Here is a 24,636-nt window from a genome sequence, read left to right on the forward strand (position 1 = left end):
CTGTCAGAGTTCGCGGACGACTCGGAAACCAAGGAAATCGCCGCGAACCTCGGGCGAGCGGTTGTTGCGGTTGCCCGAGCGCGAGAACACCGGGGCCTCGCCCCAGTCGTTGCCGCGCATGACGCGTTTCTCGCAGTTGCCGGTTTTCCAGGCGCTGCCATCGGCAGGCGCACCTTCGTAGTCTGGGTTCAGGCAGTCGGCCGTCCACTCGTAGACATTGCCGTGCATGTCGTACACGCCAAAGGCATTGGCCGGGTAGCTGCCCACGGGCGCGGTGTAGGAGTAGCCATCGGCAGGGCCATAGGTATTGGCGTGCTGGCTGATGCTGTAGGCCTTCTCGTCGTTGTTGTCGAAGGGGAACGGGAAAGAGCCAGTGGAGCCGGCCCGGGCGGCGTATTCGCGCTGCGCCTCGCTGATCAGGCGGTAAGTGTGCCCGGTTTTTTTCGTCAGCCATTGAGCATACGCATCGGCGTCGAACCAGCTGATGCACACCGCCGGCTGGCGAGGGCCCTGCTTGTAGGTGGGTTTGCTGGCCTTGCAGAAGCGGCCAGGACGGGTGTCGCCATCGGCGATCTTGACCCCGGTTTCCCGGATGTACGCATCCAGCTCGCCTGCGGTGACCGGGAAGCGGCCCACCGCGAACGGTTTGGCGAAGGTCACGGTATGCTGCGGGCCCTCATCGTATTCGCGACCCACTTCATCCTCCGGGGTACCCATCAGGTAACTGCCGGCGGGCAGCACTACCATTTCCGGGCAATGTGGGCAGTCCTTGAAAACGCTACCGGGTTTGATCGCTTCGCCCGCGTGTACGGCAGGGCTGGCCAGCAGGCCGAGCAGCACGGCAGTGCCGAGCCTGTACAGGGTGCTGGACAATGGCTTGAATGAAACGCAAGGCAGGTTGGGCATGGTGAAAAGTCCGTGATCGATGGTCTGCATGAGGGGTTCAGCGGCGCAAGCGTGGAGTGAGCACAGCGATCAGCCGGTCGATTTCGGCTTCGGTGTTGAGCAGGCCCGGTGCAGTGCGTACCACCGGGCCCACGTCGCGCGACACCGCATCGACGACGATGCGCTGGCTGTTGAGGTAGGCGGCGACCTCGTCGGCATCCTGGTCGGCTACCCGAAAGAAGGTGAAACCTGCCGATTGGCGAGTGCTGCGCGGCGTGACCAGTTGCACGCCCGGCATCGTTTCGAGCCGCTGTTTGAGGTAGTCGTTGAGGCCGTGAATGCGTGCCTGTATGGCGGCCTTGCCCTGCCGCAGGTGCAAGTCGAAGGCTGCGCCCAGCGCCCATCGGTGCTCGAAGGCGTGATAGCCGCCTGGGGTGAAGGTGGTGGCGAAATCCTCATCTTCGGAAAAAGTCGCGATGAGGGGGTTCAGGTTGTCGAGTGCGGTGCTGGCCGCGCAGATGATCCCTGTGCCGCGCGGGCCGAACATCCACTTGTGCGTGCCGGCAATGAAGTAGTCGCAGTTGAGCTCGGCAAAGTGCATGTCCTCTACACCAAAGCCATGCACGCCGTCGACGACGTACAGGATGCGCTCATGCTCGGCGCGGTCCCGGTTGGCCTCGCGCACCAGTTCGCCGATGGCGCCCACCGGCAGCTTCACGCCACTGCCCGAATGCACCCAGGTCATGCCCAGCACGCGGGTCTTGGGGTTGATGGCCGCCTTGATGGTGCTCAGCACCTGGTCGGTGGACAGGTTCCACGGCTCGTCGAACAGGCGCAGCCGGCGTACCGGGGTGCCATCGCGGGCGGTGCGAAAGTCCAACGTGTGGCGCGCTGCCGAGTGCTCGTGCACCGTCGTCAGGATCTCTTGCCCGGGTGCTATCTTGAGCCCGCCGTAGATCAGGCCCAACCCCTCTGTCGTGCTGCCGGTCAGGGCAATTTGCCGTGGGGCGACTTGCAGGTAACGGGCCGCCGCTTCGCGGACCTGCGCTTCGTGCTTCCATTCCGACTGGCTATCCCAGTCCACCAGCCGGGCCGGGTGCCGATCGAATTGCGCGCGCAGAGCCTCGATGGCGTCGCGTACCGGTTTTGGGTGCGAGGTGATCAGAAAGTTGGCGAAGTGGGCGTAGGCTGGGTCGAGGTCGAACAAGCTGCGAAAGCCCGCCCAGGCGTCAGAGCCTGCGGCCCGTGTGGGCGCTGCCTGGGCGGCGGGTATCAAATGGCTTGCCAGTGGCAGGCTGGCAGCGAGCAGGCTGGCCTGCTTGAGAAAGGCGCGACGGTCGTTCATCTGAGGGCTCGCATCATCATCGTGAGGGGGTGGCGCCAGGGGCCGCTGCCGCCTGCACCTGCTGCCAGACACGCAGGAAATTGCCGCCCCACAGCTTGCTGATGTCAGCTTCGGAGTAACCCCGTGTAATCAGTTCGGCCGTGACGTTGCGGGCCTCGCTGGCGTCCTGCCAGCCGTCAATGCCACCGCCTTCGTTGAAGTCCGAACTCAGGCCTACATGGTCGATGCCGACCTTGCGCACCGCGTAGTCGATGGCGTCGCCGTAGTCCTTGAGCGTGGCTGGCGGTTCTTCGTCGAGAATGGCGTACAACGCATTGGCGTACTGGCCCACTTTCTGTTCCGGCCAGCCCGCGATAACGGGGTCGCCCGGCATGAGGGCGTAGTTCAGGTCAGCCAGGGGCGGCAGGGCATAGTCGCTGCGCAGCGCGTTGAGGCGCTCCTGGGTTTTGTTGCTCAAGGGCTTGAGGTAGGTGGAGAAGGCGACGATCTGGATGACACCGCCGCTGTCCTTGATCAGTTGCATTTCCTTGTCCGACAGGTTGCGGCGGATGTCGACCATCGCCCGGGGCGCCGAATGCGACGCCACCACCGGTGCCCGGCTGAGCGCCACGACCTGGGCCAGGGCCTGGCTGGACATCTGCGACACGTCGATGATCACCCCCAGATCGTTCAGGCGCTGTACTGCCTGCTTGCCGATGGATGACAGGCCTTCGAGTGCATCGACGGTGTCATTGAAAAAGGGCAGCGGGCGCGAGGAGTCGGCCCAGCTGTTGTTGCCTACGTAGCTGAAGCCGAACAGGCGCACGCCGCGCGCAGCCCAACGGTCCAGCTGGTCCAGGTCGTCGCCCAGTGCGTAGGCATTGAGCATGCTGAGCAACACCGCAAACTTGCCTTCGCCGTGCAACCTGCGCATGTCCTGCGGGGTATAGGCAACGCCCACCCGTTCGGGGAAGTCGCGGACCATGCCCATGATGGCGTTGTAGCGCACCTCTTGCGTGTGGCGGGCGGCCTCGACGAAGCCGGGGGTAGGGCGGTGTGGGCCATCGTCGCCGGTCCAGGATTCGGGCCAGGCGAAAATGGTCAGGGCAGCGGCAGACAGGCGCCCGCGCGCAGCTTTGTTCAGGTCGAAGCGACCAGCACCGTCTTGGTCGGCTTCGCTGCCTTCGGTGCCGAAGGTCAGCGGCAGTGTGATGTGGCTGTCGAACGAAAGCAGGCGTTCCTGCAGGTCATTGGCCTGGCGCATGACGTCCCTGGGGTAGCCTGACGGCGTGTCGAGATAGTCCCAGGCCGCCCACCCGGCACCGGCGGTCACGGCCGCGGCCAGGCTGATATACAAGGCTTTTTTCCAGCGTGGTGTCGTCATCTTGGTCTCAGTAGGTTCACCGTCGAGGGATGGGCTTGGATGCCGCCGCTACCTGGAGGGAACGAGCTGCGATAGCGGAAATTTAAGCGCCCGCCCGTTGACTGAAGACAGGTGCCAGGGCGCACTGCAGCGCTAAATTTCGCCCGCCGAGCCACGTCCTAGCCTTGGATGGGCCGTGCTCCATGGCCGAAGTGAAAGCACAGGTAGGGCAATGACGATTTCTCGACGCGGGTTCATCGCCGGTGTGGCATTGACGGGTATGGCAGTGCCAGGCGCGCGGTACCTGCAGCGGCGGCGAGCCAGTGAAGAGCAATACCCTGAGACCCCCGGCGAGGCGGTGGTGGAACTTGCCGATACGCCTGTCAGGCAGCTGGGCGACACCTTGCGCGGTATCTGGCGCTGGACACCTCAAGGCTGCGAGGCCGGGCTCGCCGGTATGCCGTCAGGGGAGCTTGAGCTTTTCCTGGATGTGGCCTCGAGCGGGCGGGGGTTGCGCGGCTACCTCGACACCCCTGAACGTTTGCGCAGCACCCTGGAGCCACGCTATCGGGTGGTGGCTGACTTGTTGCTCGACCGACCAGGGACACTGCGCTGGCGGCTGTTGGCCACAGACGCCAACCCCCTGGGGGCACGCTACGAGTGCCAGGTTGTGCTTGACGAGGTCTGGGGGGCGTACGGCAACGCAGGGCCTGCGACCTTGAGCGGGCACGTGGCGGCGCTTGAGCGGCCACTGGCGCTGCCCGTGCAGGACAACCGTTTCCTGGCGCTGAAAAGAACGTTCCCCGAAGCGCGGGAGCGCACGCCATTGTCGGCGCCGTTGCTGGCGAAGCTGATCGCGCCGGAACACCGGCTGTTTCACCAGCTCTGGCATGCGTCGCGGGACAAGTGGCACAAGCTCGATGACGAAAAGCGCGGTGCGTTGCGCGGGCTTGGCTGGCAGCCAGGGCCGAGGGCGCGCGAGCGTGATGCACGGGGCCGGCACAAGGACCGCAACGGCTCCGGCGAGGACTTTCTGTTCATGCATCGGCACATGCTGGGCAACGCCAGGGCCATTGAGCCGTTACCGTCGTGGCCGCGTTTTCCTTTGCCCCAGCCAGCGCTCGAGCGCGACCGCGTAGGGTTCGCAGCCTACTTCGACAACCATGACGGCAACGCCTTGCCGCCGACATGGCTGGCCGATGATGACGAGGAGTACACCCAGTGGGTGCGTGACATCAAGAGCCCGGACACGTTCTACGGCAACTTCCAGGTCTGGGAGTCGCGCTACAGCGATCCGCATTACCTCAGTACCTTGACCTTGGGGCAGTTTGGCTCAGAGCTGGAGCTGGGCTTGCATGACTGGCTGCACATGCGCTGGGCCTCGGTGCCGCGCGATCCGGCCAACGGCATGCCGGTGCCGATGGCGCGCACGCCCGACGACTATGCCCAACGCTGGTATGGCGCCGAGAACGATTTTCTCGGCGACCCTTTTTCATCCCATGTGAACCCGGTGTTCTGGCGCTTTCATGGCTGGGTCGACGACCGCATCGAGGACTGGTTCCAGGCCCATGAACGGCTTCATCCTGGTGAAGTGTGGCGCCTGGACGTCAACGGCGTGCCCTGGTTCGCACCGGGGCGATGGGTGGAAGTTGCCGACCCCTGGCTGGGGCCTGATACCCATGGATGCTCCACAGCGCCTGGGCTGCGCCCAGGGCGGAGTGTGGAGATGGACCCGGAGACCATGAAGCTGGCCCTGCGCATCATCTATGCCGAGGATGATCGTTTCGCCGCGTTACGGCCCAAGGTGCCGCAGCGGCCATGGTATGCCCGGCATCTCAAGGTGACGCGGCCATTGCGGTGAGGGTTCATGGAGATTCATGCCGCGATAGGCCGCGCAGCGGCCTGGGCGACCCTGGCGTTTTTCCAGCCCAGCGTTGCGCCTAAGGGGCATCACCGCCCACCTGCCACCCACCACCGAGCGCCTTGTAAAGCGCCACGCTCGCTTGCAAGCGGGCCAGGCGAAGCGTTGCCTGCTGATCCTGGGCTACATACAGCGTGCGCTGGGTTTCCAGCACGGTCAGTACGGTCTCGGCGCCTGCGCCATAGCGCTGTTCGGCCAGGTCAAAGGCCAGTTGAGCTTGTCGCACTTCTTCGTCCTGCCAGTGGCGTTGGCGGTCGACTCCGTCCAGGGCATTGAGCGCCTTCTCCACATCGCTCAGGCCAGCGAGAATGCTGCTGCGATACTGCTCCAGCAGTTCGGCCTGCTCGGCCTCGGCCAGATCGCGGGAAGCCCTGAGCCTGCCGTTGTCGAAAATCGGCGCAAGCAGACCAGAGGTCAGGGTGTAATAGGGGCTTTCCAGCGTCTGGGCGAAGGTGCGCGCGCCGCTGCCCAGGGTGGCGCCAAGGGTTACCTTGGGCAGCATGGCCGCCCGGGCCACCTGCACGTTGGCGTTGGCCGCTGCCAGGCGGGCCTCGGCGGCGGCGATATCGGGGCGACGGGTCAGCAGGTCGCTGGGCAGGCCGCTGTCAACCGTCGGCCAGGCCACGCTGGCGAACGGCTGGCGGCTGGTCGGCAGTTGCTGTACTGGGTCGCCGAGCAATGTTGCAAGGGTGATGCGGGTGTCTTGCACGCGTTGCGCCATCAGGGGGACCTGACGCTCCTGGGCCGCGACCAGGCTGCGCTGCTGGGCAAGCTCCAGGCGTGTTGCCGAGCCTGCGCGCTGGCGTGCCTGGACCAGGCGCAAAATGCCCCGTGCATTGTCCAGGTTCAGTTGGGCGATGCGCAGTTGTTCGGCTAAGGCCAGGCCCTGCAGATACGTGTCGGCGATGTCGCTGAGCAGGGTCAACTGCACCGTCTGCCGGTCGAAGCGGCTGGCTTGCAATGTGCGCAGGGCGTTGTCGCGGCTAGCCCGCAGGCCGCCCCAGAAATCGATTTCATAGCTGGCACTGAGCTGGGTATCGAACGCGGTACTGGTGCGCTCGCTACGGGTGACATCGAGGTCGTTATAACCCTCACCCTTGAGCAGCCGCTGGCGGCTGGCATCCACGCCCAGCTCGACCGCTGGCAGCAGGGGTGCGTTGGCGATGGCGGCTCGCGCTCTGGCCTGCCGGATGCGTGCGGTGGCGGCCGCCAGATCGTGGCTGTTAAGCAGGGCGCGTTGCACCAGGCTGTCCAGCTCGGGGCTGTTGAAGGACTGCCACCACTGACGCGCCGGTCGGTCGGCCTCACCGAAAGCGTGTGTCGGGCCCTGCCAGGTACGCGGCATATCGACCGCTGCCTGGGGCAGGGTGGGTGGGCTGCACCCGGCGAACGCCAGGCAAAGGGTCAACAGGCTGATGCGGCTTGGCAAGGGCATGGCTTATTCGCTGGTAAGGGCTTTGACCGGGTCGAGTCGGGCGGCTTTGCGTGCGGGCATGAAGCCGAACACGATGCCGGTGATCACAGCGCAGGTAAAAGCGCCAAGCATGGCTGGCAGCGCGAAGGCCACCGCGATATCGGCCAGCATCAAGCCGGCGCCGACGACCAAGGCCAGGACGATGCCACTGAGCCCGCCCACCATCGAGAGCATGACCGCCTCACTGAGGAACTGGCGCATGATGTCGCGCTGGCGGGCTCCGGTGGCCATGCGGATACCAATTTCGCGGGTACGCTCGCGCACGGTCATCAGCATGATGTTCATCACCCCAATGCCGCCCACCAGTAGCGAGATGGCCGCGATGGCGCCTAGCATCAGCGATAGGCTGCTCTGGGTGCGTGCCTCGGCCTGGATCAACGCCGCATCGTTGGTCAGTTCGAAATCGTGGCGGCCCTGGTGGCGTTGGCGCAACAGGTGATCGATGGCCGCCTCGGTCGCGTTGACCTGGGTCGAATCGCGCGCCGCAATGGTGATGTAGTCGGGGTCGCGATGACCGAACAGGCGGATGGCGGCGGCCGAGTACGGCACCACGATACGCCCGTCGCTGTCCTGGTCGCCGGAGCTGGCGCCTTTTCCCGCCAGTATGCCGATCACCTGGAATGGCACGTTGCCGATCAGCAGGTATTGACCGATCGGGTTGGCATGGTCGCCCAGCATCTTTTCCCGCACTTTCTGGCCAATCACGGCGACCGCCGCCGCGGCGGCTTCGTCGGCCTGGCTGAAGAATGAGCCTTCCACCACGGGCCAGTTGAAAATGTCCTCGAACCAAGTGTTGTTGCCGCCCACGTAAAACATCTGGCTGGTGTTGTTCTGGCGCACCATGAGCTTTTCCCCGATCACGGGCATGACGTGCTTGACCTGCGGCAATTCGCCGATGGCCGCGACATCGTCCAGGGTGACGGTGCCTGCCGGCTCGCCGAGTGTCGCCGGCTTGCCGTTGAGATAAAGGATGTTCGAGCCGAACGCGGCCATCTGCGCCATCACCTGGCGCTTGCTGCCTTCGCCCACGGCCAGCATGACCACAACCGAGGCTACCCCGATGACGATACCCAGCAAGGTGAGCGCCGTGCGAAAGCGATTGATCCACATGATGCGCCAGGCTGCCTGGAGTGCTTCGACCAGCTCGCCTTTCCAGGCGCCGCGCAACTGCGCCCCCTGGTCCAGGCGCTGACGCAGATCATCGGCCTGCAGGCCTGGGTGGCGGGCTGTGCCGTCGCGCTCATCGGCCGAGTCGCTGATCATGAGGCCGTCGCGGATCTCGATGACCCGGTGCGCGCGGGCCGCGACATCTCGGTCGTGGGTGATCAGGATGATCACATGACCTTGGCTGGCCAATTCGTCCAGCAACGCCATGACTTCCTTGCCGCTGTGGCTGTCCAGGGCGCCGGTAGGCTCGTCGGCGAGGATGATGTGGCCACCGTTCATCAAGGCGCGGGCAATCGACACCCGCTGCTGCTGACCGCCCGACAGTTGATGCGGGCGGTTGGCGGTGCGGCTTGCCAAGCCTAGCCGCTCCAGCAGGGCCGCGGCGCGGGCGTGGCGCTCCTGGGCCGGGATGCCGGCATAGATGGCCGGCATCTCTACGTTTTCCAGCGCAGAGCCGGAGGGGATCAGGTGATAGCCTTGAAAGACGAATCCGAACGCCTCACGGCGCAGCCAAGCCAGCTCATCGTTGCCCAGCTCGGCCACGTCCATCCCCGCGAAGTGATAGCTGCCGCTGGTGGGGCGGTCCAGGCAACCGAGGATGTTCATCAGGGTCGATTTTCCGGAGCCCGAAGCGCCTACGATCGCAACGAACTCACCGGGATGAATGCGCAGGCTGATACCCCGCAGCACGTCCACCTTGGGGGTGCCGAAGCCGCCGTAAGCCTTGCAGATGTCGCGCAGTTCGATCAGGGGCGTGGTCATTCAGCCTCCACTGCCTTGGCCGATCAGCAACCGCTCACCTTCGCCCAGGCCATCGAGCACCTGCACACGCAGGCGATCGCTCAGCCCTGTTCGTACCTGACGCGGTCGCACCTGGCCATCGGGGGCGAGCACCTGTGCCATGTGCACGCCATCCTGTTCGTCCAGCGCAGCCAGGGGTACGGTCAGTACACCGCTGGCCTGCCCGGCGACGAAGAACACTTGCGTGGTCATTTCGGCCATCAGCGCACCGTCAGGGTTCTCCACATCCAGCAAGACGGTGTACTGCACCACCTGAGTACCGGTGGCGCCATTGGTCGCGCTCGCCGGGCTGCCGCCACCGCTGCTGGTTTGCTCCAGCGGTTTGGGTGGAATCGGCAGGATCTGCCTGACGCGGCTGCTCCAGCGGCGCTTGCCGCCGGCCAGTGTCGTGAAATAGGCCGTCATGCCGGGCTTGACCTTGCCGATATCGGCCTCCGACACCTGCGCCCACACCGTCATCGGCGAGAGCTTGGCGATGCGCAGAATCAATGGGGTTTGTTGCTGGGCATTGAGGGTCTGGCCTTCACGGGCATCCACCGCCACCACGGTGCCATCCATCGGGGCGTAGATACGGGTATAGCCCAACTCGGCTTCGTCACTGCGCAGGCTCGCCTGGGCCTGGCGGATTTGCGCTTGGTACATGTCGATACGCGCCTGGGTGACGCTGAGCTGCGCATCGGCCGCCTGCACATCCTCTTCGCGGGTGGCGCCGGCATCGGCTAGGCTGCGCTGGCGGGCGAGCTGCTGCCTGGCCAGTTTGAACTGGGCGCGCTGCTCGGCGAGCTGCGCCTTGAGGTTGTCGATGGAGAAGCGCCCGGCATCCACGCGCGCCTGCTGTGTGGACGGGTCAATCTCCACCAGCAGTTGTCCCTTGCGCACGGTATCGCCGGCTTCGACATGGAGCGTGCGAATCTGCCCGGACGCTTGTGCGCCAACATCCACATAGCGCCTGGGTTGCAGCGTGCCCAGCGCGGTGACGCTGCTTTCGATGTCTGCACGCGTCACGCTGACGGTGTTGGTCGGTACCGCGCCCAAAGGTAGGGTACGCCAGGCCAGAAGACTGCCCAGGCTCAGCAGGGCTAAGCCGCCCAGAAGCAGGCGGTGGCGAATAGCGGGTGCACGTCTCATGGGGACTTCCAGCCGAATTGGGCCTGAACGCAGGCGGTGCCTGTGCGCAGGCAGGTCCCCGTTAAACGAAGGTCATGGCGGCTAATTTAGGTTTGCCAGGCGACCGACGTCGGTTGCTGCGGGTAATGATAATTTGTAAGATTCCAATTTGATATCACCTGCGCCCGTCTGGGCTGCGCGGGGCCGTCATCGGGCGATTCAGGGTGCCGCCGTGGAACACTATTATCGCGAGTTGGTCAATTTCCTGAGCGCACGCCTCGGTAGCCGCCAGGCTGCCGAGGATGTGGCCCATGACGCCTACGTCCGGGTGCTGGAGCGTGTCGATGCGCAAGTGATCGAGCACCCCCGCGCGTTTCTTTATCGCACTGCGCTCAACCTGGTGGTGGATCGACACCGGCGTCACTTGATTCGCCAGACCGAACCGCTGGAAGTGCTCGATGAGGGTATTCAGTGGCAGCACACGCTCTGGTCCCAGGACATGCACCACGCCCAGCGCCTGGACCTGCTCAAGCGTGCCTTGGACGAACTGCCCAAGCCATGCCGTGACAGCTTTCTGCTGCGCAAGCTCGAAGGCTTGTCCCATCCGCAGATTGCCGAACGCCTGGGCTTGTCGCGCAGCCTGGTGGAAAAGCACATCGTCAATGCCATGAAGCACTGCCGGCAACGCATGCGCCAGTGGGAGTCCTGACGGCACGCCGCGCAAACTGCACATTCTGTCGGGCCACCGCTTGCTTTCCGAGGGTTTCCCGGCTTGTATCTAGGGGTATCAATGCTGGACTTGGCCAGGGCTTGACGGGCTCGACCAAGTCTTGGCGGCCCCTCCACTGTCCAGGTTCGACCATGGCCAACAAGTCCTTGCGTATCCTGATTGCCGATGCTCACCCGCACCAACGCCTGCAACTGGAGCGTATGCTCAATGGCCTGGGGTATTACCGTATTGCCCCCGTCGACAGTTTCGAGGAGCTACAGCGGCTGGTGCTGGGTGCCCTCCAGCCCTTCCACCTGCTGTTGGGCAATATCGAGTTGGCCAGCCACGCAGGCGTGGACCTGGCCCGGTTTTGCCGGGTCAGCACGCAGATCCAGCATGCCCTGCTTTACCATTGCGCCCAACTGAAGGTGCCTGCGGTACCCCAGGCCGAGCGCCAGGCGGTCAGCCTGAGCCTGCCGCACGTGCCCGACGATGCCGCCCTGGCGTCCTTTATGTCGATCGTCGACGCACCCCTGGTGGTGGGCACCCTACGGATGCCGGACGGGTTGCGCAGGGGAGGCCCCAGAGCACCCGGCAACTTGGCCCAGACGGTCTTTCATCGCTGATCCAGGCAGGGTAGGGGCAATCGGGTCGCTATTTGCTATCCTCCGGCCTTTGACCATTGCTGCGAAACCTGCCATGACTGCCACCGATACCGCTCGTCCACCCCGGTTCACCCGCCGTGACCACCGGACGCTGGGCCTGGCTGCGCTGGGCGGCGCGCTGGAAATCTACGATTTCATCATCTTCGTCTTCTTCGCCCTCACCCTCAGCCAGCTGTTCTTCCCGCCTGAGATGCCTCAATGGCTACGGCTGCTGCAAAGCTTCGGCATCTTCGTCACCGGTTACCTGGCCCGGCCACTGGGCGGCATCCTGATGGCGCATTTCGCTGATCACCTGGGCCGCAAGCGCGTGTTCAGCCTGAGCATTTTGATGATGGCGCTGCCGTGCCTGCTCATCGGCGTCATGCCGACGTATGCCGACATTGGGTACGCGGCGCCGTTGTTGTTGCTGGCGCTACGCATCCTGCAAGGGGCCGCGGTCGGTGGTGAAGTGCCCAGTGCCTGGACCTTCGTTGCCGAACATGCGCCGCCCGGGCGACGCGGCTATGCCTTGGGCTTTCTGCAGGCCGGGCTCACGTTCGGCTATCTGCTGGGCGCACTGACGGCAACCTTGCTGGCCCATGTGTTCTCGCCCGAGGAAATACTCAGCTACGCCTGGCGTTATCCGTTCCTGCTGGGGGGCGTGTTCGGGGTCATCGGCGTGTGGTTGCGCCGCTGGCTGAGTGAAACACCGGTTTTCCTGGCGTTGCGTAGTCAACAGGCGCCGGTGAAGTTTCCTTTGCGACAGGTGCTTGGCGAACATAAACGCGCTTTGGCACCCGCGGCGCTGCTGACCTGCGTGCTGACCTCGGCGGTGGTGGTGCTGGTGGTGATCACCCCGACGGTCATGCAGCAGCGCTTTGGCATGAGCGCGGGAGATACCTTTGCCCTGAGCAGCGTGGGCATCGTGTTTCTGAACCTGGGCTGTGTGCTTGCCGGGTTGCTGGTCGACCGCGTGGGCGCGTGGCGGGCGCTGCTGTTGTACAGCGTGCTGCTACCCCTCGGGGTCGGCGTGCTCTATGCCAGCCTGATCGGGCACTGGGGCATGACCTGGGTGGCCTATGCCCTGGCGGGCTTGTCGTGCGGTGTGGTGGGCGTGGTGCCATCGGTCATGGTCGGGCTGTTCCCTGCTCAGATTCGCGTATCGGGCATTTCGTTCACCTACAACGTGGCCTATGCGCTGTGGGCCAGTATCACGCCCTTGGCGCTTATCGCACTGATGCCATGGAGCCCTTGGGTGTGTGTCGGGTTCTGTCTGGTGATGGGCGGGGTAGGGGTAATGACCTCGGTGTACTTCGGGCGGCGAGAGCCCATGGCGGCGGGTGAAGCGGGGCTTGAGCTCCCGCGCACGGCCTGACACTCACAATCACACCGTTTCGGAGCACACCCTGCAAAAAAGCCCCCGGTTCTTTCGAACCGGGGGCTTTTTGTATCGTGCAGAGCGAGGTGACTACATGTTCGGGTAGTTGGGCCCGCCAGCGCCTTCAGGCGTGACCCAAGTGATGTTCTGGGCCGGGTCCTTGATGTCGCACGTCTTGCAGTGCACGCAGTTCTGCGCGTTGATCTGGAAGCGCTTGCTGCCATCTTCCTGGGTGACCACTTCGTAGACGCCTGCCGGGCAATAGCGCTGGGCAGGTTCGTCATAAAGCGGCAGGTTGCTGGCGATCGGAATGTTCGGATCGGCTAGCTTCAGGTGGCAGGGTTGCTCTTCTTCATGGTTGGTGCTGGACAAGAAGACCGAGCTGAGCTTGTCGAAGCTGAGCTTGCCGTCGGGCTTGGGGTACTCGATTTTTTGCGAGTCCGCGGCCAGCTTCAGGCAGGCATAGTCGGGCTTGGTGTCGCGCAGCGTGAAGGGCAGCTTGCCGGCGAACCAGTTCTGGTCGATGTAGTTGAACGCAGCACCGAGCAACGGGCCGAACTTGTGCATGGCCGGGCCGAAGTTGCGGCTGGCGAACAGCTCCTCATGCAGCCAGCTGGCCTTGAAGGCACTGACATAGCTGTCGAGCTGGTCACCGCCCTCACTGCCGGCGATCAGGGCGTCAGCGACGGCCTCTGCGGCGAGCATGCCCGACTTCATGGCCGTATGGCTGCCCTTGATCTTGGCCACGTTCATGGTACCCAGGTCGCAACCGATCAGGGCGCCACCCTTGAACACCATCTTGGGCAGCGAGTTGATGCCGCCCTTGGCCAGGGCGCGGGCACCGTAGCTGATGCGTTTGCCGCCTTCGAGGTACTGGCTGATCACCGGGTGGTGTTTCAGGCGCTGGAACTCGTCGAAGGGCGACAGGTAGGGGTTGGCGTAGGACAGGTCGACGATCAGCCCGACCACCACCTGGTTGTTCTCCAAGTGGTAAAGGAACGAGCCACCGGTGTTGTCTTTGGCCATGACGTCCAGCGGCCAGCCGGCGGTGTGCACCACCAAGCCTTGCTGGTGCTTGGCTGGGTCGATTTCCCACAGCTCCTTGAGCCCGATGCCGTAGTGCTGGACATCCGAATCGCTATCAAGCTTGAAGCGCTTGATCAGTTGCTTGCCGATATGGCCACGGCAGCCTTCGGCGAACAAGGTGTATTTGGCGCGCAGTTCCATGCCCGGCGTGTACAAACCGTCCTTGGGCTGGCCTTCGCGATCGACACCCAAGTCGCCTGTGACGATGCCGCGTACGACGCCGTCCTTGTCGAACAGCGCTTCCTGGGCTGCGAAGCCTGGGTAGATCTCGACACCCAGGTTCTCGGCCTGCTGGGCCAGCCAGCGGCACAGGTTGCCCAGCGAGATGATGTAGTTGCCCTGGTTGTGCATGGTCTTGGGCACGAACAGGTCAGGCACCTTGGTGGCGCTGCCGGCATCCTTGAGCACGTAGATGTCGTCACGCTTGACCTCAGTGTTCAGCGGCGCGCCCAGCGCCTTCCAGTCCGGGAACAGCTCGTTCAGGGCGCGTGGCTCGAACACGGCGCCGGAGAGAATATGGGCACCGACTTCGGAGCCTTTTTCCACCACGCAGACGCTGATTTCGCTACCGGCTTCGGCGGCCTTCTGCTTCAGGCGGCAGGCGGCGGACAGACCCGCCGGGCCGGCGCCGACGATGACCACGTCGAATTCCATGTATTCGCGTTCCACAGGTTCTCTCCTACTCATCAAGGCTCATAGCTGTTGCTTTGTCTTATGGGTGCGCGGGCATTCGCAGCGGTGGCGAGGCCACCAGGTTGTAGCTGGGCAAATGACGAACTACACCGTTTTGTCTTAGACGCGCATTATATCTACACCACTTGACCGGTCCAATACAAACGTTTGTTTGAATTTGCCGCAGCCCAGTAAAATCAAAGGTACGCGGCTGGAAGGTGACCGATTTGCCGTATTGACCGGATGGGGTGATACGGTCAAGATACGAGCGGTTTTACGTTCGCCGTAGGCATGCAGCCGGGCGCAGGTACACCTCTAAAGACCAGGTGTGGAGCAGGGTTTTCAAGCGTTCAAGCGGTTTGTAGTGAAGTCTACACGCCACGACAGCAAATGGCCCGCGTGCATTTTTGCCCCAGGCATGTGCACAGGACTGATGGGTCGGGGCGCGCTTGGTTGCGGTCACCATGAAAACTTCGTCTGCGGCTCGTTTCCAGAGGTGCCCTTGTACCCACGCGTATCGCAGGGCCTAGTCCCAGGCGACTATCTATTCACCGGAGAGTAACGAGGAATCCATGAAGGTTCTTGTAGCTGTCAAACGAGTGGTCGACTACAACGTCAAGGTTCGCGTCAAGGCGGACAACTCCGGCGTCGACCTTGCTAACGTCAAGATGTCCATGAACCCCTTCTGCGAAATTGCCGTGGAAGAGGCCGTTCGCCTAAAGGAAAAAGGCGTTGCGACCGAGATCGTGGTCGTATCCGTCGGCCCGACTACCGCCCAGGAGCAGTTGCGTACCGCCCTGGCGCTGGGTGCCGACCGCGCCATCCTGGTCGAAGCAGCCGACGAGCTGAACTCCCTGGCAGTGGCCAAGGCGCTCAAGGCCGTGGTCGACAAGGAGCAGCCGCAGCTGGTCATTCTCGGCAAGCAGGCCATCGACAGTGACAACAACCAGACCGGCCAGATGCTCGCCGCACTGACCGGTTACGCCCAGGGCACCTTCGCGTCCAAGGTCGAAGTCGCTGGCGACAAGCTCAACGTCACCCGTGAAATCGACGGCGGCCTGCAAACCGTCGCGCTCAACCTGCCGGCCATCGTCACCACCGACCTGCGCCTGAACGAGCCGCGCTACGCGTCGTTGCCCAACATCATGAAGGCCAAGAAGAAGCCGCTCGAGACCCTGACGCCAGATGCGCTGGGCGTTTCCCTGGTCTCTACCAACAAGACCCTGAAAGTCGAAGCACCCGCTGCCCGTGGCGCTGGCATCAAGGTCAAATCGGTGGCCGAACTGGTCGAGAAGCTGAAGAACGAAGCGAAGGTAATCTAAATGACTATCCTGGTTGTCGCTGAATACGAGAACGGTGCCGTAGCACCGTCCACCCTCAATACCGTTGCTGCCGCCGCCAAGATCGGTGGTGACGTGCACGTACTGGTCGCCGGTCAGAACGTAGGTGCCATTGGCGAATCCGCCGCCAAGATCGCTGGCGTGGCCAAGGTGCTGGTCGCCGATAATGCCGCCTACGCCCATGCGCTGCCCGAAAACGTTGCGCCGTTGATCGTCGAGCTTGCCCAGGGCTACAGCCACGTGCTGGCCCCGGCCACTACCAATGGCAAGAACACCCTGCCGCGCGTTGCAGCGCTGCTGGACGTCGATCAGATCTCCGAAATCATCTCGGTCGAATCTGCCGACACCTTCAAGCGCCCGATCTACGCGGGTAACGCCATCGCTACCGTGCAATCGAGCGCCAGCGTGAAGGTCATCACCGTGCGCACCACCGGCTTCGATGCCGTGGCCGCCGAAGGTGGCACCGCCGCTGTCGAGGCGGTGGGTGCTGCCCACGATGCTGGCATTTCGGCGTTCGTTTCCGAAGAGCTGGCCAAGTCCGATCGTCCTGAGCTGACCGCTGCCAAAATCGTCGTTTCCGGCGGTCGCGGCATGGGTAACGGCGATAACTTCAGCCACCTGTATAGCTTGGCCGACAAGCTTGGCGCCGCTGTTGGCGCATCCCGTGCGGCCGTCGATGCGGGCTTTGTGCCCAACGACATGCAGGTCGGCCAGACCGGCAAGATCGTCGCTCCGCAGTTGTACATCGCCGTGGGTATCTCGGGCGCCATCCAGCACCTGGCCGGGATGAAGGATTCCAAGGTGATCGTGGCGATCAACAAGGACGAAGAGGCACCGATTTTCCAGGTGGCCGACTACGGCCTGGTTGCCGACCTGTTCGAAGCCGTGCCGGAGCTGGAAAAGCTGGTCTGATCCGCTGGCTTCACTTATAAAGAACCCGGCCCTCTCGTTGAGGGCCGGGTTTTTTTATGGTCGAGGAGTGTGGGATGAGGTTGCGTGCAATGGGCAGGGTGCTGGCCTGCATGACAGTTCTGGTATCGCCGCTGGCGATGGCGGCAGGCAAGTGCGAACGCCTGGTGGCCACCGGCAGCCCCGACGCGCCGCCTTACTCGTGGCAGGACCCCAAAGACCCCAAGCACTTGATTGGCGCCAACGTCGACCTGCTACGCCACGTGGCGAGCGAGCTGGGAATCAAGGTGGAAGTGCTCAACGCGGGTAGGCGCGACCAGGCCCTTGAGGAAGTGCGCAGCGGTCGCATGGACCTGCTGCTCGATGCGCCGCTGCAAGTGGAGCAATTGACGTCACTGGACTACATCCACCCGCCGCTGCAGCTCAACGAGTACCTGGTATGGACGCGGCACGATGCCGAGTTGACCTTCGATGGCCCAGCTGACCTTGCGCGTTATCGGGGCAGTCTGTCGGAACGGGCGCGGTTGACCCCTGCCTTTACCGCGTTCGCCAAAGACCAGTTGAAACCGGTGATGGCGCAGAACCTGACCCAGGCCTTTCAAAAGTTGGTACTCGGCCAGGTGGACTATGTGCTGGCCGGTCGCTATTCGGGCATGGCCATGGTCCAGAGCCTGGGCATGAACGATGCCCTGATTGCCCGCGGCCTACCCGTGGACCGACCTGGGCTGTACTTGGCGCTGTCCCATGACTCGGCGTGCAATGACAGTTGGCTGCGTGGGCATTTGGCGAAAAAGCTGACAGAATTGCCCATCTCCGGTACGTCCGATGCTGTGCTGCAGGCCAATCTCGAGCGCTGGAAGGCTCAATTGCAGGTGCAGGGCGACGCCCCCAAACACTAGGAAGATCGCGTGAAAACCCAACCTTTGATCCTTGCCATGGCCATGTTTGCCCTGGCTGGCTGCGCCAATGACCCTGCCCCGGATGAGCAGATGCGCCTTTCCGAGCAGGCCCTGGAACAAGCGAAAGCGGTTGGTGCTACCGACCAGGTCGAAGCGTTCAAGCTGGCCGAAGACAAACTGGGACGTGCTCGTACAAACATGCTCACACAAGACTTTCGCGACGCTCGCATGCGCGCCGAACAGGCTGAGCTCGATGCTCGGCTGGCCGAGGCCCAGGTGTTGAACCAAAAGAGTGATGAGCAGTTGCAATTGCTGCAATCGAGGATCAAGCGCTTGCGCAAGCAGCTGGAGGTGCAGCCATGATGGCGCGTGGTTCTATCACGGCACTGACAGTGCTGGCCCTTGCAGCAGGGCTGACCGGTTGCGCCAGCCAGCGCAGCACGGCCGCGCTGGATCAAGCCGCTGCCAGCTTCCAGAAGGTCAAGGATGACTCGGATGTGCTGCGCAGCGCGCCGCGTGATGTGATTCGCGCCGGCGAGTCGCTGTCCCGTGCAGAGCGTTTGTCCAGCTACATGGGTACCGGTGCCGATGTACGCCATTACGCCTACCTCAGTCAACGCTACAGCGAAATCGCCAGTGAGCACGCCAAGCTTGCGCTGAATCAGGAGCGCCAGGCCAAGCTCGACCTGGAACGCCAACGGCTGCAACTGGCGCTGCGCGAGGCCAAGCTGGCCAGCGTGCAGCAGCAGGGCAAATGGGTCGAGTCGCAGATCGTCGCCCTGGCGTCTGAGCAGCCCGACCGTGGTCTGGTCATGACGCTGGGTGATGTATTGTTCGATACCGGCAGCGCCGATCTCAAGAACTCGGCCAGCCGGACGGTGCTCAAGCTCGTGCAGTTCCTCCAGCTCAACCCCCGCCGGATAGTGCGCATCGAAGGCTATACCGACAGCACGGGGACGCCCGAAGAGAATCTCAAGCTGTCCCGCGACCGGGCGCAGGCCGTGGCCGATATGCTGGCCGACTTGGGCATCGATGAAAAGCGAATGCAGGTGGAGGGCTACGGTGACCAGTACCCGGTTGAAGTCAACGCCTCGGAGCGGGGCAGGGCGCAAAATCGACGGGTCGAGATCGTGTTTTCCGACGACAAGGGCAAGCTTGCGCCGGCACGCTGACGGCTGATAGCAGGCTCGGGCAGTGGCCCATGCTGGCCGTCGAAACGGGCGGTGCATGGCAGCTGCTGCCTCTGCGCCTGAGTGACTCATGGGCACTCGCCACCTGTTGGGTAGGTTCAAGATCAGCCTACCTGTGCACCGCACGCACGCGGGCGCTGCAAATCGCTTCCAAGCAAGTGTACCGTTGACTATCCTGTCATCTGTCCCAGTACACTTTGCAACTGTTCCGGTATCCTGAGCCGCAGTGAGCGACACAAGAATAATGAGCCTGTCCGCGCGTCGAGATCCAGCCATGACCAATCTGCTGTTGTACCAGCGTATCGCCCAGCAACTGGCCGAAGACATCCGGCGCGGTGTCTACCAGCCCGGGGAACGGGTGCCTTCGGTGCGCAAGATGAGTGCGCAGCTCAATGTCAGCCATGCCACCGTCCTGCAAGCGTATGCCAACCTGGAAGACCAGGGGTTGATTCGCGCGCGTCCCCAGTCTGGCTACTATGTGCACCAGACTCCGGCGCTCACGGCGCCCACGCCGGACATCGCGCGCGTGGAGCGTCCCGGTCTGGTGACCCGGGCCAGCATCATCCAGCAGGTACTGACCGAAGCGCGCCGCGATGGCGTATTCGCCTTCGGCGCGGCCGTACCGCACGTCGACTATCTGCCGGTGCGTGCCCTGCACCAGCAACTGGCCAAAGTGACGCGCTTTCACAGCCCGCGTGCTTTCAGCTACATGTTCAGCCCAGGCTTCGAACCTCTGCGTCGGCAGATCGCCATTCGCATGCGCGACGCTGGTGTGCTGGTCGACCCGCAGGAGGTAATCGTCACCCATGGCTGTGTCGATGCCTTGCAAATGTCGCTGCGCGTGCTCACCAAGCCCGGCGACCTGATTGCGGCCGAGTCGCCGACCTACTACGGTCTGTTGCAGCTGGCGGACTTGCTCGGATTGAAAGTGATCGAGATCCCCAGCGACCCCTCGACCGGCATCAGCCTCGAGGCCTTGCAACTGGCCGCCAATCAATGGTCCATCAAGGCATTGGTGTTGACCGCACGGTTGAGCAACCCGCTAGGGGGTACCATTCCCGAAGAGCGGCAAAAGCAGTTGCTGCGCCTGGCATCGGACTACGACATCCAGATCGTCGAAGATGACATCTATGGCGAGTTGATGTTCGAGCAGGGCAAGACCAAGGCCTTGAAGGCCTTCGACCGGCTGGACAGGGTCATCTACTGCTCAAGCTTCTCCAAGACGCTGTCGCCAGGCGTGCGTGTGGGTTGGATGATTGCAGGCCGTTACCAGGACGAGATCCAGCGCTTGCAGACCTTCACCACCCACTCGGCGTGCAGCGTGACCCAGATGGCGGTGGCGGCATACCTGGAAAACGGGGGTTATGATCGCCACCTTCGCTTCATTCGCCAGGAATACCGCAAGAACCTCAGCGCTTATCAGTTGGCCGTGCAGCAGCACTTTCCAGAGGGCACTCAGATGACTCGCCCAACGGGCGGCTTCATTCTCTGGGTGAGCTTGCCTGGCCGGGTCAATACCCAGGAGCTGCACGTGCGAGCGCTCGAACAGGGGATCAGCATCGCGCCGGGGCTGATTTTCAGCAATACCGAACAGTTCAACCACTGTATCCGCCTGAACTGCGGGATTCCATGGAACAAGGAGGCCGAGCGCGCAGTCATCACCTTGGGACTACTGGCACAACAATTGTGCAGGGAGCCTGCCATCCCACTTTTGTGAGGCTTGCCAGGCGGCTGCGGAACAGGGAGCATACGCATTTTCCATGGGGTTCTGTCCATTTGCCATGAACGCACTGCGCCGGTATCTGTTGGTCTTGTGTCTGCTGCCTGTGGCTTTGCCGGGCAGCCCAGCTCAGGCTGCCCAGCCAGCAAGCCAGGCACAGTCCGCTTCAGGTAAAGCGCAAGTCAAGCCGAAGGCACAGCAAAGTGCTCGCAAGGCAGCCAGCAAGCGTGCCAAGTCGACGCACAAAAAGGTCAGCAAGCAAGTGGCCAAGCCGTTGCCGAAAACCAACCTCGACCTGAGCTTGCCCACCGAGCTGGTCGATAACCTGCAGCCGAACGTTGGTGAACCCTCGCCCATCAGGAAGCGCAAACCGTTGCTACCGCCGCTGTTCGTCGAAAAGTCCGAAGCCGACAGCCCGTTTCAACTCAATGGCCGCTTGATCAGCAACGAAATGCAACTGCAGCTTCGCAATGACAGCCGCCGGGATGTCGAAGGCGCCGCCATCGATTTCGAGTACCGTCAGTAGATGGGAGCTGACCGGCCGGTCAGTGGATTTTCATCAGGGCGGCAATTTCAAACGTCTGTTTGAGCGGTTACTATCCGTGTGTGCCGCCCTATCCCGTACTCTGGAGTCCTGATTCACTTGAATGCCATGAAATGCCGCGAAGGCTGCGGCGCCTGTTGCATCGCGCCATCCATTACTTCAGCCATGCCGCTGATGCCCGAGGGCAAGCCGGCAGGTGTGAGGTGCCTGCACCTGACGCCTGCGAATCTGTGCGACCTGTTCGGCAAACCCGAGCGGCCGGCGGTCTGTGGTGGGTTCAAGGCCGATCCCGAGGTGTGCGGTGCTGACAATGAAGAGGCGATCAGGATTCTTGGCTGGTGGGAGCGGGTAACGGCGGCGTGACAGGCTGGATCTTCGACAACAAGGATAAACATGATGAGATCGTTCAAGCGTATAGCGCTGCTGTGTAGCTTCAGTGTTCTGTTTGCACCTGTTGCCTTGGCTGAAAACTGGCAGGTGGCCAAGGACGAGGAGGGCATCAAGGTGTCCCTCAGTGAAGTGCCGGGCTCCAAATACAAGGCGTACCGAGGCGTGACCGTCATCAAGGCGCCGTTGGCCAAAGTCCAGGCGTTGCAGGAGGATGTGGCCGGGGCTTGTGCCTGGATTCACGAGTGCAAGTTGCAGAAACTGCTCAAGCATGAGGGTGATCAGAGCTGGACCTATACCCAGTTCAATACGCCCTGGCCTGTAACGCCGCGCGACTCCGTGCTGCGTGTTACCACGGTCAAGGGTGCCGATGGCAGCCTTACACGTAACCTCGTCGAAGAGCCTGCCTACGTGCCCGAAGAGAAGGGCTTTGTTCGAGTGGCTATGGTAGACGGTTTCTGGAAGCTGGTGCCCAAGGGTGACAGCACGGAGGTGACGTACCAAGTGCATACCGAGCCAGGCGGGAGTGTGCCGGCGATGATTGCCAACAAGTTCGTCGTGGAAGCCCCGTTCAATACGCTCAAGGCGCTTCGCGCGCGCGCCGAGAAAAACTGAGGTTTTTCTGCTGCATTGGTGAAGGCCGCCTGACTTTAGAGGCGGTCAGCACAGGACCTACGAAAAAGGCTGCCCTAGGGCAGCCTTTTGGCATTTGACGGTGAACGCTTACTTGCGGTCGGTCAGTGCCACGATATCGCGCTTCGCCTCGCCGGTGTACAACTGGCGCGGGCGGCCGATCTTGTACGGGCTGGAGAGCATTTCCTTCCAGTGCGAGATCCAGCCGACGGTGCGCGCCAGGGCAAAGATCACGGTGAACATGCTGGTTGGAATGCCGATGGCCTTCAGGATGATGCCCGAGTAGAAGTCGACGTTCGGGTACAGCGAGCGCTCGATGAAGTAAGGATCGGTGAGGGCGATCTCTTCCAGGCGCATGGCCAGCTCGAGCTGTGGATCGTTCTTGATGCCCAGTTCGCGCAGAACTTCGTCGCAGGTCTGCTTCATCACAGTGGCGCGCGGGTCGCGGTTCTTGTAGACGCGATGACCGAAGCCCATGAGCTTGAACGGATCGTTCTTGTCTTTGGCCTTGGCGATGAAGGTGTCGATGTTGGACACATCGCCAATCTCATCGAGCATGGTCAGTACCGCTTCGTTGGCGCCGCCGTGGGCCGGGCCCCAGAGTGCCGCGATGCCGGCAGCGATGCAGGCGAACGGGTTGGCACCCGACGAGCCTGCCAGGCGCACGGTGGAGGTGGAGGCGTTCTGCTCGTGGTCGGCGTGGAGGATGAAGATCCGGTCCATCGCCTTTGCCAGCACCGGGCTGATCGGTTTGATCTCGCACGGGGTGTTGAACATCATGTGCAGGAAGTTTTCCGCATATGACAGGTCGTTGCGCGGGTACATCATGGGCTGGCCCATGGAGTACTTGTACACCATCGCGGCCAGGGTCGGCATCTTGGCGACCAGGCGCACCGCGGAGATTTCGCGGTGTTGCGGGTTATTGATGTCCAGGGAGTCGTGGTAGAAGGCCGACAGGGCGCCGACCACACCGCACATCACCGCCATCGGGTGAGCGTCGCGGCGGAAGCCGTTGAAGAACGTCTTGAGCTGTTCGTGAACCATCGTGTGGTTCTTGACGGTGCTGACGAACTGGGCTTTCTGCTCGGCATTGGGCAGTTCGCCGTTGAGCAGCAGGTAGCAGGTCTCGAGGTAGTCGGACTGCTCGGCCAGTTGCTCGATGGGGTAGCCGCGGTGCAGCAAGATACCCTTGTCGCCGTCGATGTAGGTGATCTTCGACTCGCACGAGGCCGTTGCCATGAAACCAGGGTCGAAGGTGAAGTGACCAGTGGCCCCCAACCCGCGGACGTCGATTACATCAGGACCAACCGTGCCGGTTAAAATGGGCAGCTCGACGGGGGCAGTGCCCTCGATGACCAACTGCGCTTTTTTGTCAGCCATGTGGCCTCCTATTAATGCTTGAAATCATCAGACAGACCCCCCACGCAGGGCCCGCACCACTATAGAGGGATAAATTCAGATGTCAATTTGCCTAAAGGCTTGTTGAATCAGCTGTTCAAGCCTGATTTTTCCCGAAATTCTCGCCCGTTTACGCCTTTTGCTCGTTAAAGGCAATGCGCTATTCGGGCTACCCCCTCACGTTGTCATGAGCAGCCTAACTGTCTATACTCGGCACCCGACCGCCAGGGGCTTGCAAGCCCGACCTGCTGGGGGTCGCCGTTCCCTGGGTGGTGGGTACCTGACCAGTACACTTACCAACAACTTTGCCCTGATTCGCTAGGGGCTCTTCAGTGTGAAAAAAGCCGTGAAAAGCCAACGACCTGTAAACCTAGACCTAAGGACCATCAAGCTTCCTGTCACTGCGTACACGTCCATCCTGCACCGTATCTCCGGCGTCATCCTGTTCATCGGCCTTGCCATCATGCTGTATGCACTGGGCAAGTCGCTGGGTTCCGAGGAAGGTTTCGGTGAAGTGAAGGCGTGTCTGACCAGCCCGCTGGCCAAGTTCGTGACCTGGGGCCTGTTGTCCGCCCTGCTTTATCACCTCGTGGCAGGTGTTCGTCACCTGATCATGGACATGGGTGTCGGCGAGACGCTGGAAGGCGGCAAGCTGGGCTCGAAAATCGTGATCGTCATCTCCGTGGTGCTGATCGTTCTGGTGGGAGTTTGGGTATGGTAACCAACGTCACGAACCTGTCGCGTTCGGGCCTCTATGACTGGATGGCGCAGCGCGTCTCGGCGGTCGTTCTCGCGGCTTACTTCATCTTCCTGATCGGCTACGTGGTCGCCCACCCAGGCATCGACTATGCCCAGTGGCATGCCCTGTTCTCCAACAACGCGATGCGGATCTTCAGTCTGCTGGCCCTCGTTGCCCTCGGCGCTCACGCCTGGGTCGGCATGTGGACCATTGCTACCGACTACCTGACGCCTATGTCGTTCGGCAAGTCGGCAACTGCGATTCGTTTCCTGTTCCAGGCGGTATGCGGCGTTGCGATGTTCGCTTACTTCGTCTGGGGTGTGCAGATTCTCTGGGGTATCTGATC

At 62.7% G+C, this 24,636-nt stretch carries 23 protein-coding genes; 15 read left to right on the plus strand and 8 right to left on the minus strand.

Annotated elements, in window-relative coordinates:
• Positions 1–3: 3 nt before the first annotated feature.
• From pvdO to PFU01S_RS18195, 3 genes are read right to left on the minus strand one after another with little or no spacing between them, the layout of a single operon-like run.
• On the minus strand, positions 4–906 hold the full coding sequence (gene pvdO, locus PFU01S_RS18185; protein ID WP_033736625.1) for a dihydropyoverdine dehydrogenase: 903 nt from the start codon (positions 904–906) through the stop codon (positions 4–6).
• 37 nt (positions 907–943) lie between these two features.
• A complete protein-coding gene (gene pvdN, locus PFU01S_RS18190) occupies positions 944–2,230 on the minus strand; it encodes a pyoverdine-tailoring periplasmic protein PvdN (protein WP_028686606.1) in 1,287 nt (428 codons plus the stop codon).
• A gap of 16 nt (positions 2,231–2,246) precedes the next feature.
• Positions 2,247–3,593 carry a dipeptidase gene (locus PFU01S_RS18195; RefSeq protein ID WP_027916311.1) on the minus strand — a complete coding sequence of 449 codons (1,347 nt, stop codon included), beginning with the start codon at positions 3,591–3,593 and terminating at the stop codon, positions 2,247–2,249.
• 211 nt (positions 3,594–3,804) lie between these two features.
• On the opposite strand from PFU01S_RS18195, the gene pvdP reads away from it, so the two are divergent.
• Positions 3,805–5,433, plus strand: a complete 1,629-nt coding sequence (gene pvdP, locus PFU01S_RS18200; RefSeq protein ID WP_028686605.1) for a pyoverdine maturation tyrosinase PvdP — start codon at positions 3,805–3,807, stop codon at positions 5,431–5,433.
• A 79-nt stretch (positions 5,434–5,512) separates the two neighbouring features.
• Here pvdP and PFU01S_RS18205 read toward each other — a convergent pair whose 3' ends face one another.
• From PFU01S_RS18205 to PFU01S_RS18215, 3 genes are read right to left on the minus strand one after another with little or no spacing between them, the layout of a single operon-like run.
• Positions 5,513–6,928 carry an efflux transporter outer membrane subunit gene (locus PFU01S_RS18205; protein WP_028686604.1) on the minus strand — a complete coding sequence of 472 codons (1,416 nt, stop codon included), beginning with the start codon at positions 6,926–6,928 and terminating at the stop codon, positions 5,513–5,515.
• Positions 6,929–6,931: 3 nt separating this feature from the next.
• Entirely contained in the window at positions 6,932–8,896 is a 1,965-nt protein-coding gene (locus tag PFU01S_RS18210) for a MacB family efflux pump subunit (RefSeq protein WP_028686603.1), read from the minus strand.
• On the minus strand, positions 8,897–10,063 hold the full coding sequence (locus tag PFU01S_RS18215; RefSeq protein ID WP_027916307.1) for an efflux RND transporter periplasmic adaptor subunit: 1,167 nt from the start codon (positions 10,061–10,063) through the stop codon (positions 8,897–8,899).
• Positions 10,064–10,274: 211 nt separating this feature from the next.
• Here PFU01S_RS18215 and PFU01S_RS18220 point away from each other — a divergent pair, with 211 nt between their 5' ends.
• From PFU01S_RS18220 to PFU01S_RS18230, 3 genes are all read left to right on the plus strand, one after another.
• Positions 10,275–10,751, plus strand: coding sequence for a sigma-70 family RNA polymerase sigma factor (locus tag PFU01S_RS18220; RefSeq protein WP_028686602.1), 477 nt, complete (start codon positions 10,275–10,277; stop codon positions 10,749–10,751).
• A gap of 152 nt (positions 10,752–10,903) precedes the next feature.
• On the plus strand, positions 10,904–11,377 hold the full coding sequence (locus tag PFU01S_RS18225; RefSeq protein WP_028686601.1) for a response regulator: 474 nt from the start codon (positions 10,904–10,906) through the stop codon (positions 11,375–11,377).
• 73 nt (positions 11,378–11,450) lie between these two features.
• Positions 11,451–12,770 (plus strand): MFS transporter, encoded by a 1,320-nt coding sequence (locus PFU01S_RS18230; RefSeq protein WP_027916305.1) that lies wholly within the window; start codon positions 11,451–11,453, stop codon positions 12,768–12,770.
• A gap of 93 nt (positions 12,771–12,863) precedes the next feature.
• Here the strand turns inward: PFU01S_RS18230 and PFU01S_RS18235 are convergent, their stop codons facing one another.
• Positions 12,864–14,528, minus strand: a complete 1,665-nt coding sequence (locus PFU01S_RS18235; protein WP_028686600.1) for an electron transfer flavoprotein-ubiquinone oxidoreductase — start codon at positions 14,526–14,528, stop codon at positions 12,864–12,866.
• 575 nt (positions 14,529–15,103) lie between these two features.
• On the opposite strand from PFU01S_RS18235, the gene PFU01S_RS18240 reads away from it, so the two are divergent.
• The 9 genes from PFU01S_RS18240 (at position 15,104) to PFU01S_RS18280 (ending at position 22,135) form a co-directional block, all read left to right on the plus strand.
• Positions 15,104–15,853: an electron transfer flavoprotein subunit beta/FixA family protein gene (locus PFU01S_RS18240; protein WP_027916303.1), complete on the plus strand. Its 750-nt coding sequence runs from the start codon at positions 15,104–15,106 to the stop codon at positions 15,851–15,853.
• Complete coding sequence (locus PFU01S_RS18245) at positions 15,854–16,783, plus strand: electron transfer flavoprotein subunit alpha/FixB family protein (protein WP_028686599.1); 930 nt, start codon at positions 15,854–15,856, stop codon at positions 16,781–16,783. It abuts the gene before it with no gap.
• A gap of 74 nt (positions 16,784–16,857) precedes the next feature.
• Positions 16,858–17,679 carry a substrate-binding periplasmic protein gene (locus PFU01S_RS18250; protein ID WP_027916301.1) on the plus strand — a complete coding sequence of 274 codons (822 nt, stop codon included), beginning with the start codon at positions 16,858–16,860 and terminating at the stop codon, positions 17,677–17,679.
• Between the two features lie 9 nt (positions 17,680–17,688).
• The gene (locus tag PFU01S_RS18255; protein WP_027916300.1) at positions 17,689–18,042 is read left to right on the plus strand and encodes a DUF4398 domain-containing protein; all 354 of its coding nucleotides are present in this window, start codon (positions 17,689–17,691) and stop codon (positions 18,040–18,042) included.
• Positions 18,042–18,851: an OmpA family protein gene (locus PFU01S_RS18260; protein WP_371259684.1), complete on the plus strand. Its 810-nt coding sequence runs from the start codon at positions 18,042–18,044 to the stop codon at positions 18,849–18,851. The genes PFU01S_RS18255 and PFU01S_RS18260 overlap by 1 nt, the downstream gene beginning before the upstream one ends.
• A 292-nt stretch (positions 18,852–19,143) precedes the next feature.
• Positions 19,144–20,586 (plus strand): aminotransferase-like domain-containing protein, encoded by a 1,443-nt coding sequence (locus PFU01S_RS18265; protein ID WP_027916298.1) that lies wholly within the window; start codon positions 19,144–19,146, stop codon positions 20,584–20,586.
• 64 nt (positions 20,587–20,650) lie between these two features.
• On the plus strand, positions 20,651–21,115 hold the full coding sequence (locus PFU01S_RS18270) for a hypothetical protein (RefSeq protein WP_023533622.1): 465 nt from the start codon (positions 20,651–20,653) through the stop codon (positions 21,113–21,115).
• A 126-nt stretch (positions 21,116–21,241) separates the two neighbouring features.
• Entirely contained in the window at positions 21,242–21,496 is a 255-nt protein-coding gene (locus PFU01S_RS18275; protein WP_027916297.1) for a YkgJ family cysteine cluster protein, read from the plus strand.
• Positions 21,497–21,529: 33 nt separating this feature from the next.
• Positions 21,530–22,135, plus strand: a complete 606-nt coding sequence (locus PFU01S_RS18280; protein WP_028686598.1) for an START domain-containing protein — start codon at positions 21,530–21,532, stop codon at positions 22,133–22,135.
• A 108-nt stretch (positions 22,136–22,243) separates the two neighbouring features.
• Here PFU01S_RS18280 and gltA read toward each other — a convergent pair whose 3' ends face one another.
• Positions 22,244–23,533 (minus strand): citrate synthase, encoded by a 1,290-nt coding sequence (gene gltA, locus PFU01S_RS18285; RefSeq protein ID WP_023533602.1) that lies wholly within the window; start codon positions 23,531–23,533, stop codon positions 22,244–22,246.
• A 352-nt stretch (positions 23,534–23,885) separates the two neighbouring features.
• Here gltA and sdhC point away from each other — a divergent pair, with 352 nt between their 5' ends.
• Both sdhC and sdhD read left to right on the plus strand, forming a co-directional pair.
• A complete protein-coding gene (sdhC, locus tag PFU01S_RS18290) occupies positions 23,886–24,272 on the plus strand; it encodes a succinate dehydrogenase, cytochrome b556 subunit (protein WP_088523617.1) in 387 nt (128 codons plus the stop codon).
• Positions 24,266–24,634: a succinate dehydrogenase, hydrophobic membrane anchor protein gene (gene sdhD / locus PFU01S_RS18295; protein ID WP_023533603.1), complete on the plus strand. Its 369-nt coding sequence runs from the start codon at positions 24,266–24,268 to the stop codon at positions 24,632–24,634. The genes sdhC and sdhD overlap by 7 nt, the downstream gene beginning before the upstream one ends.
• The last annotated feature ends 2 nt before the right edge of the window (positions 24,635–24,636 follow it).

This window comes from Pseudomonas fulva NBRC 16637 = DSM 17717, assembly GCF_000730565.1.
GTDB lineage: Bacteria > Pseudomonadota > Gammaproteobacteria > Pseudomonadales > Pseudomonadaceae > Aquipseudomonas > Aquipseudomonas fulva.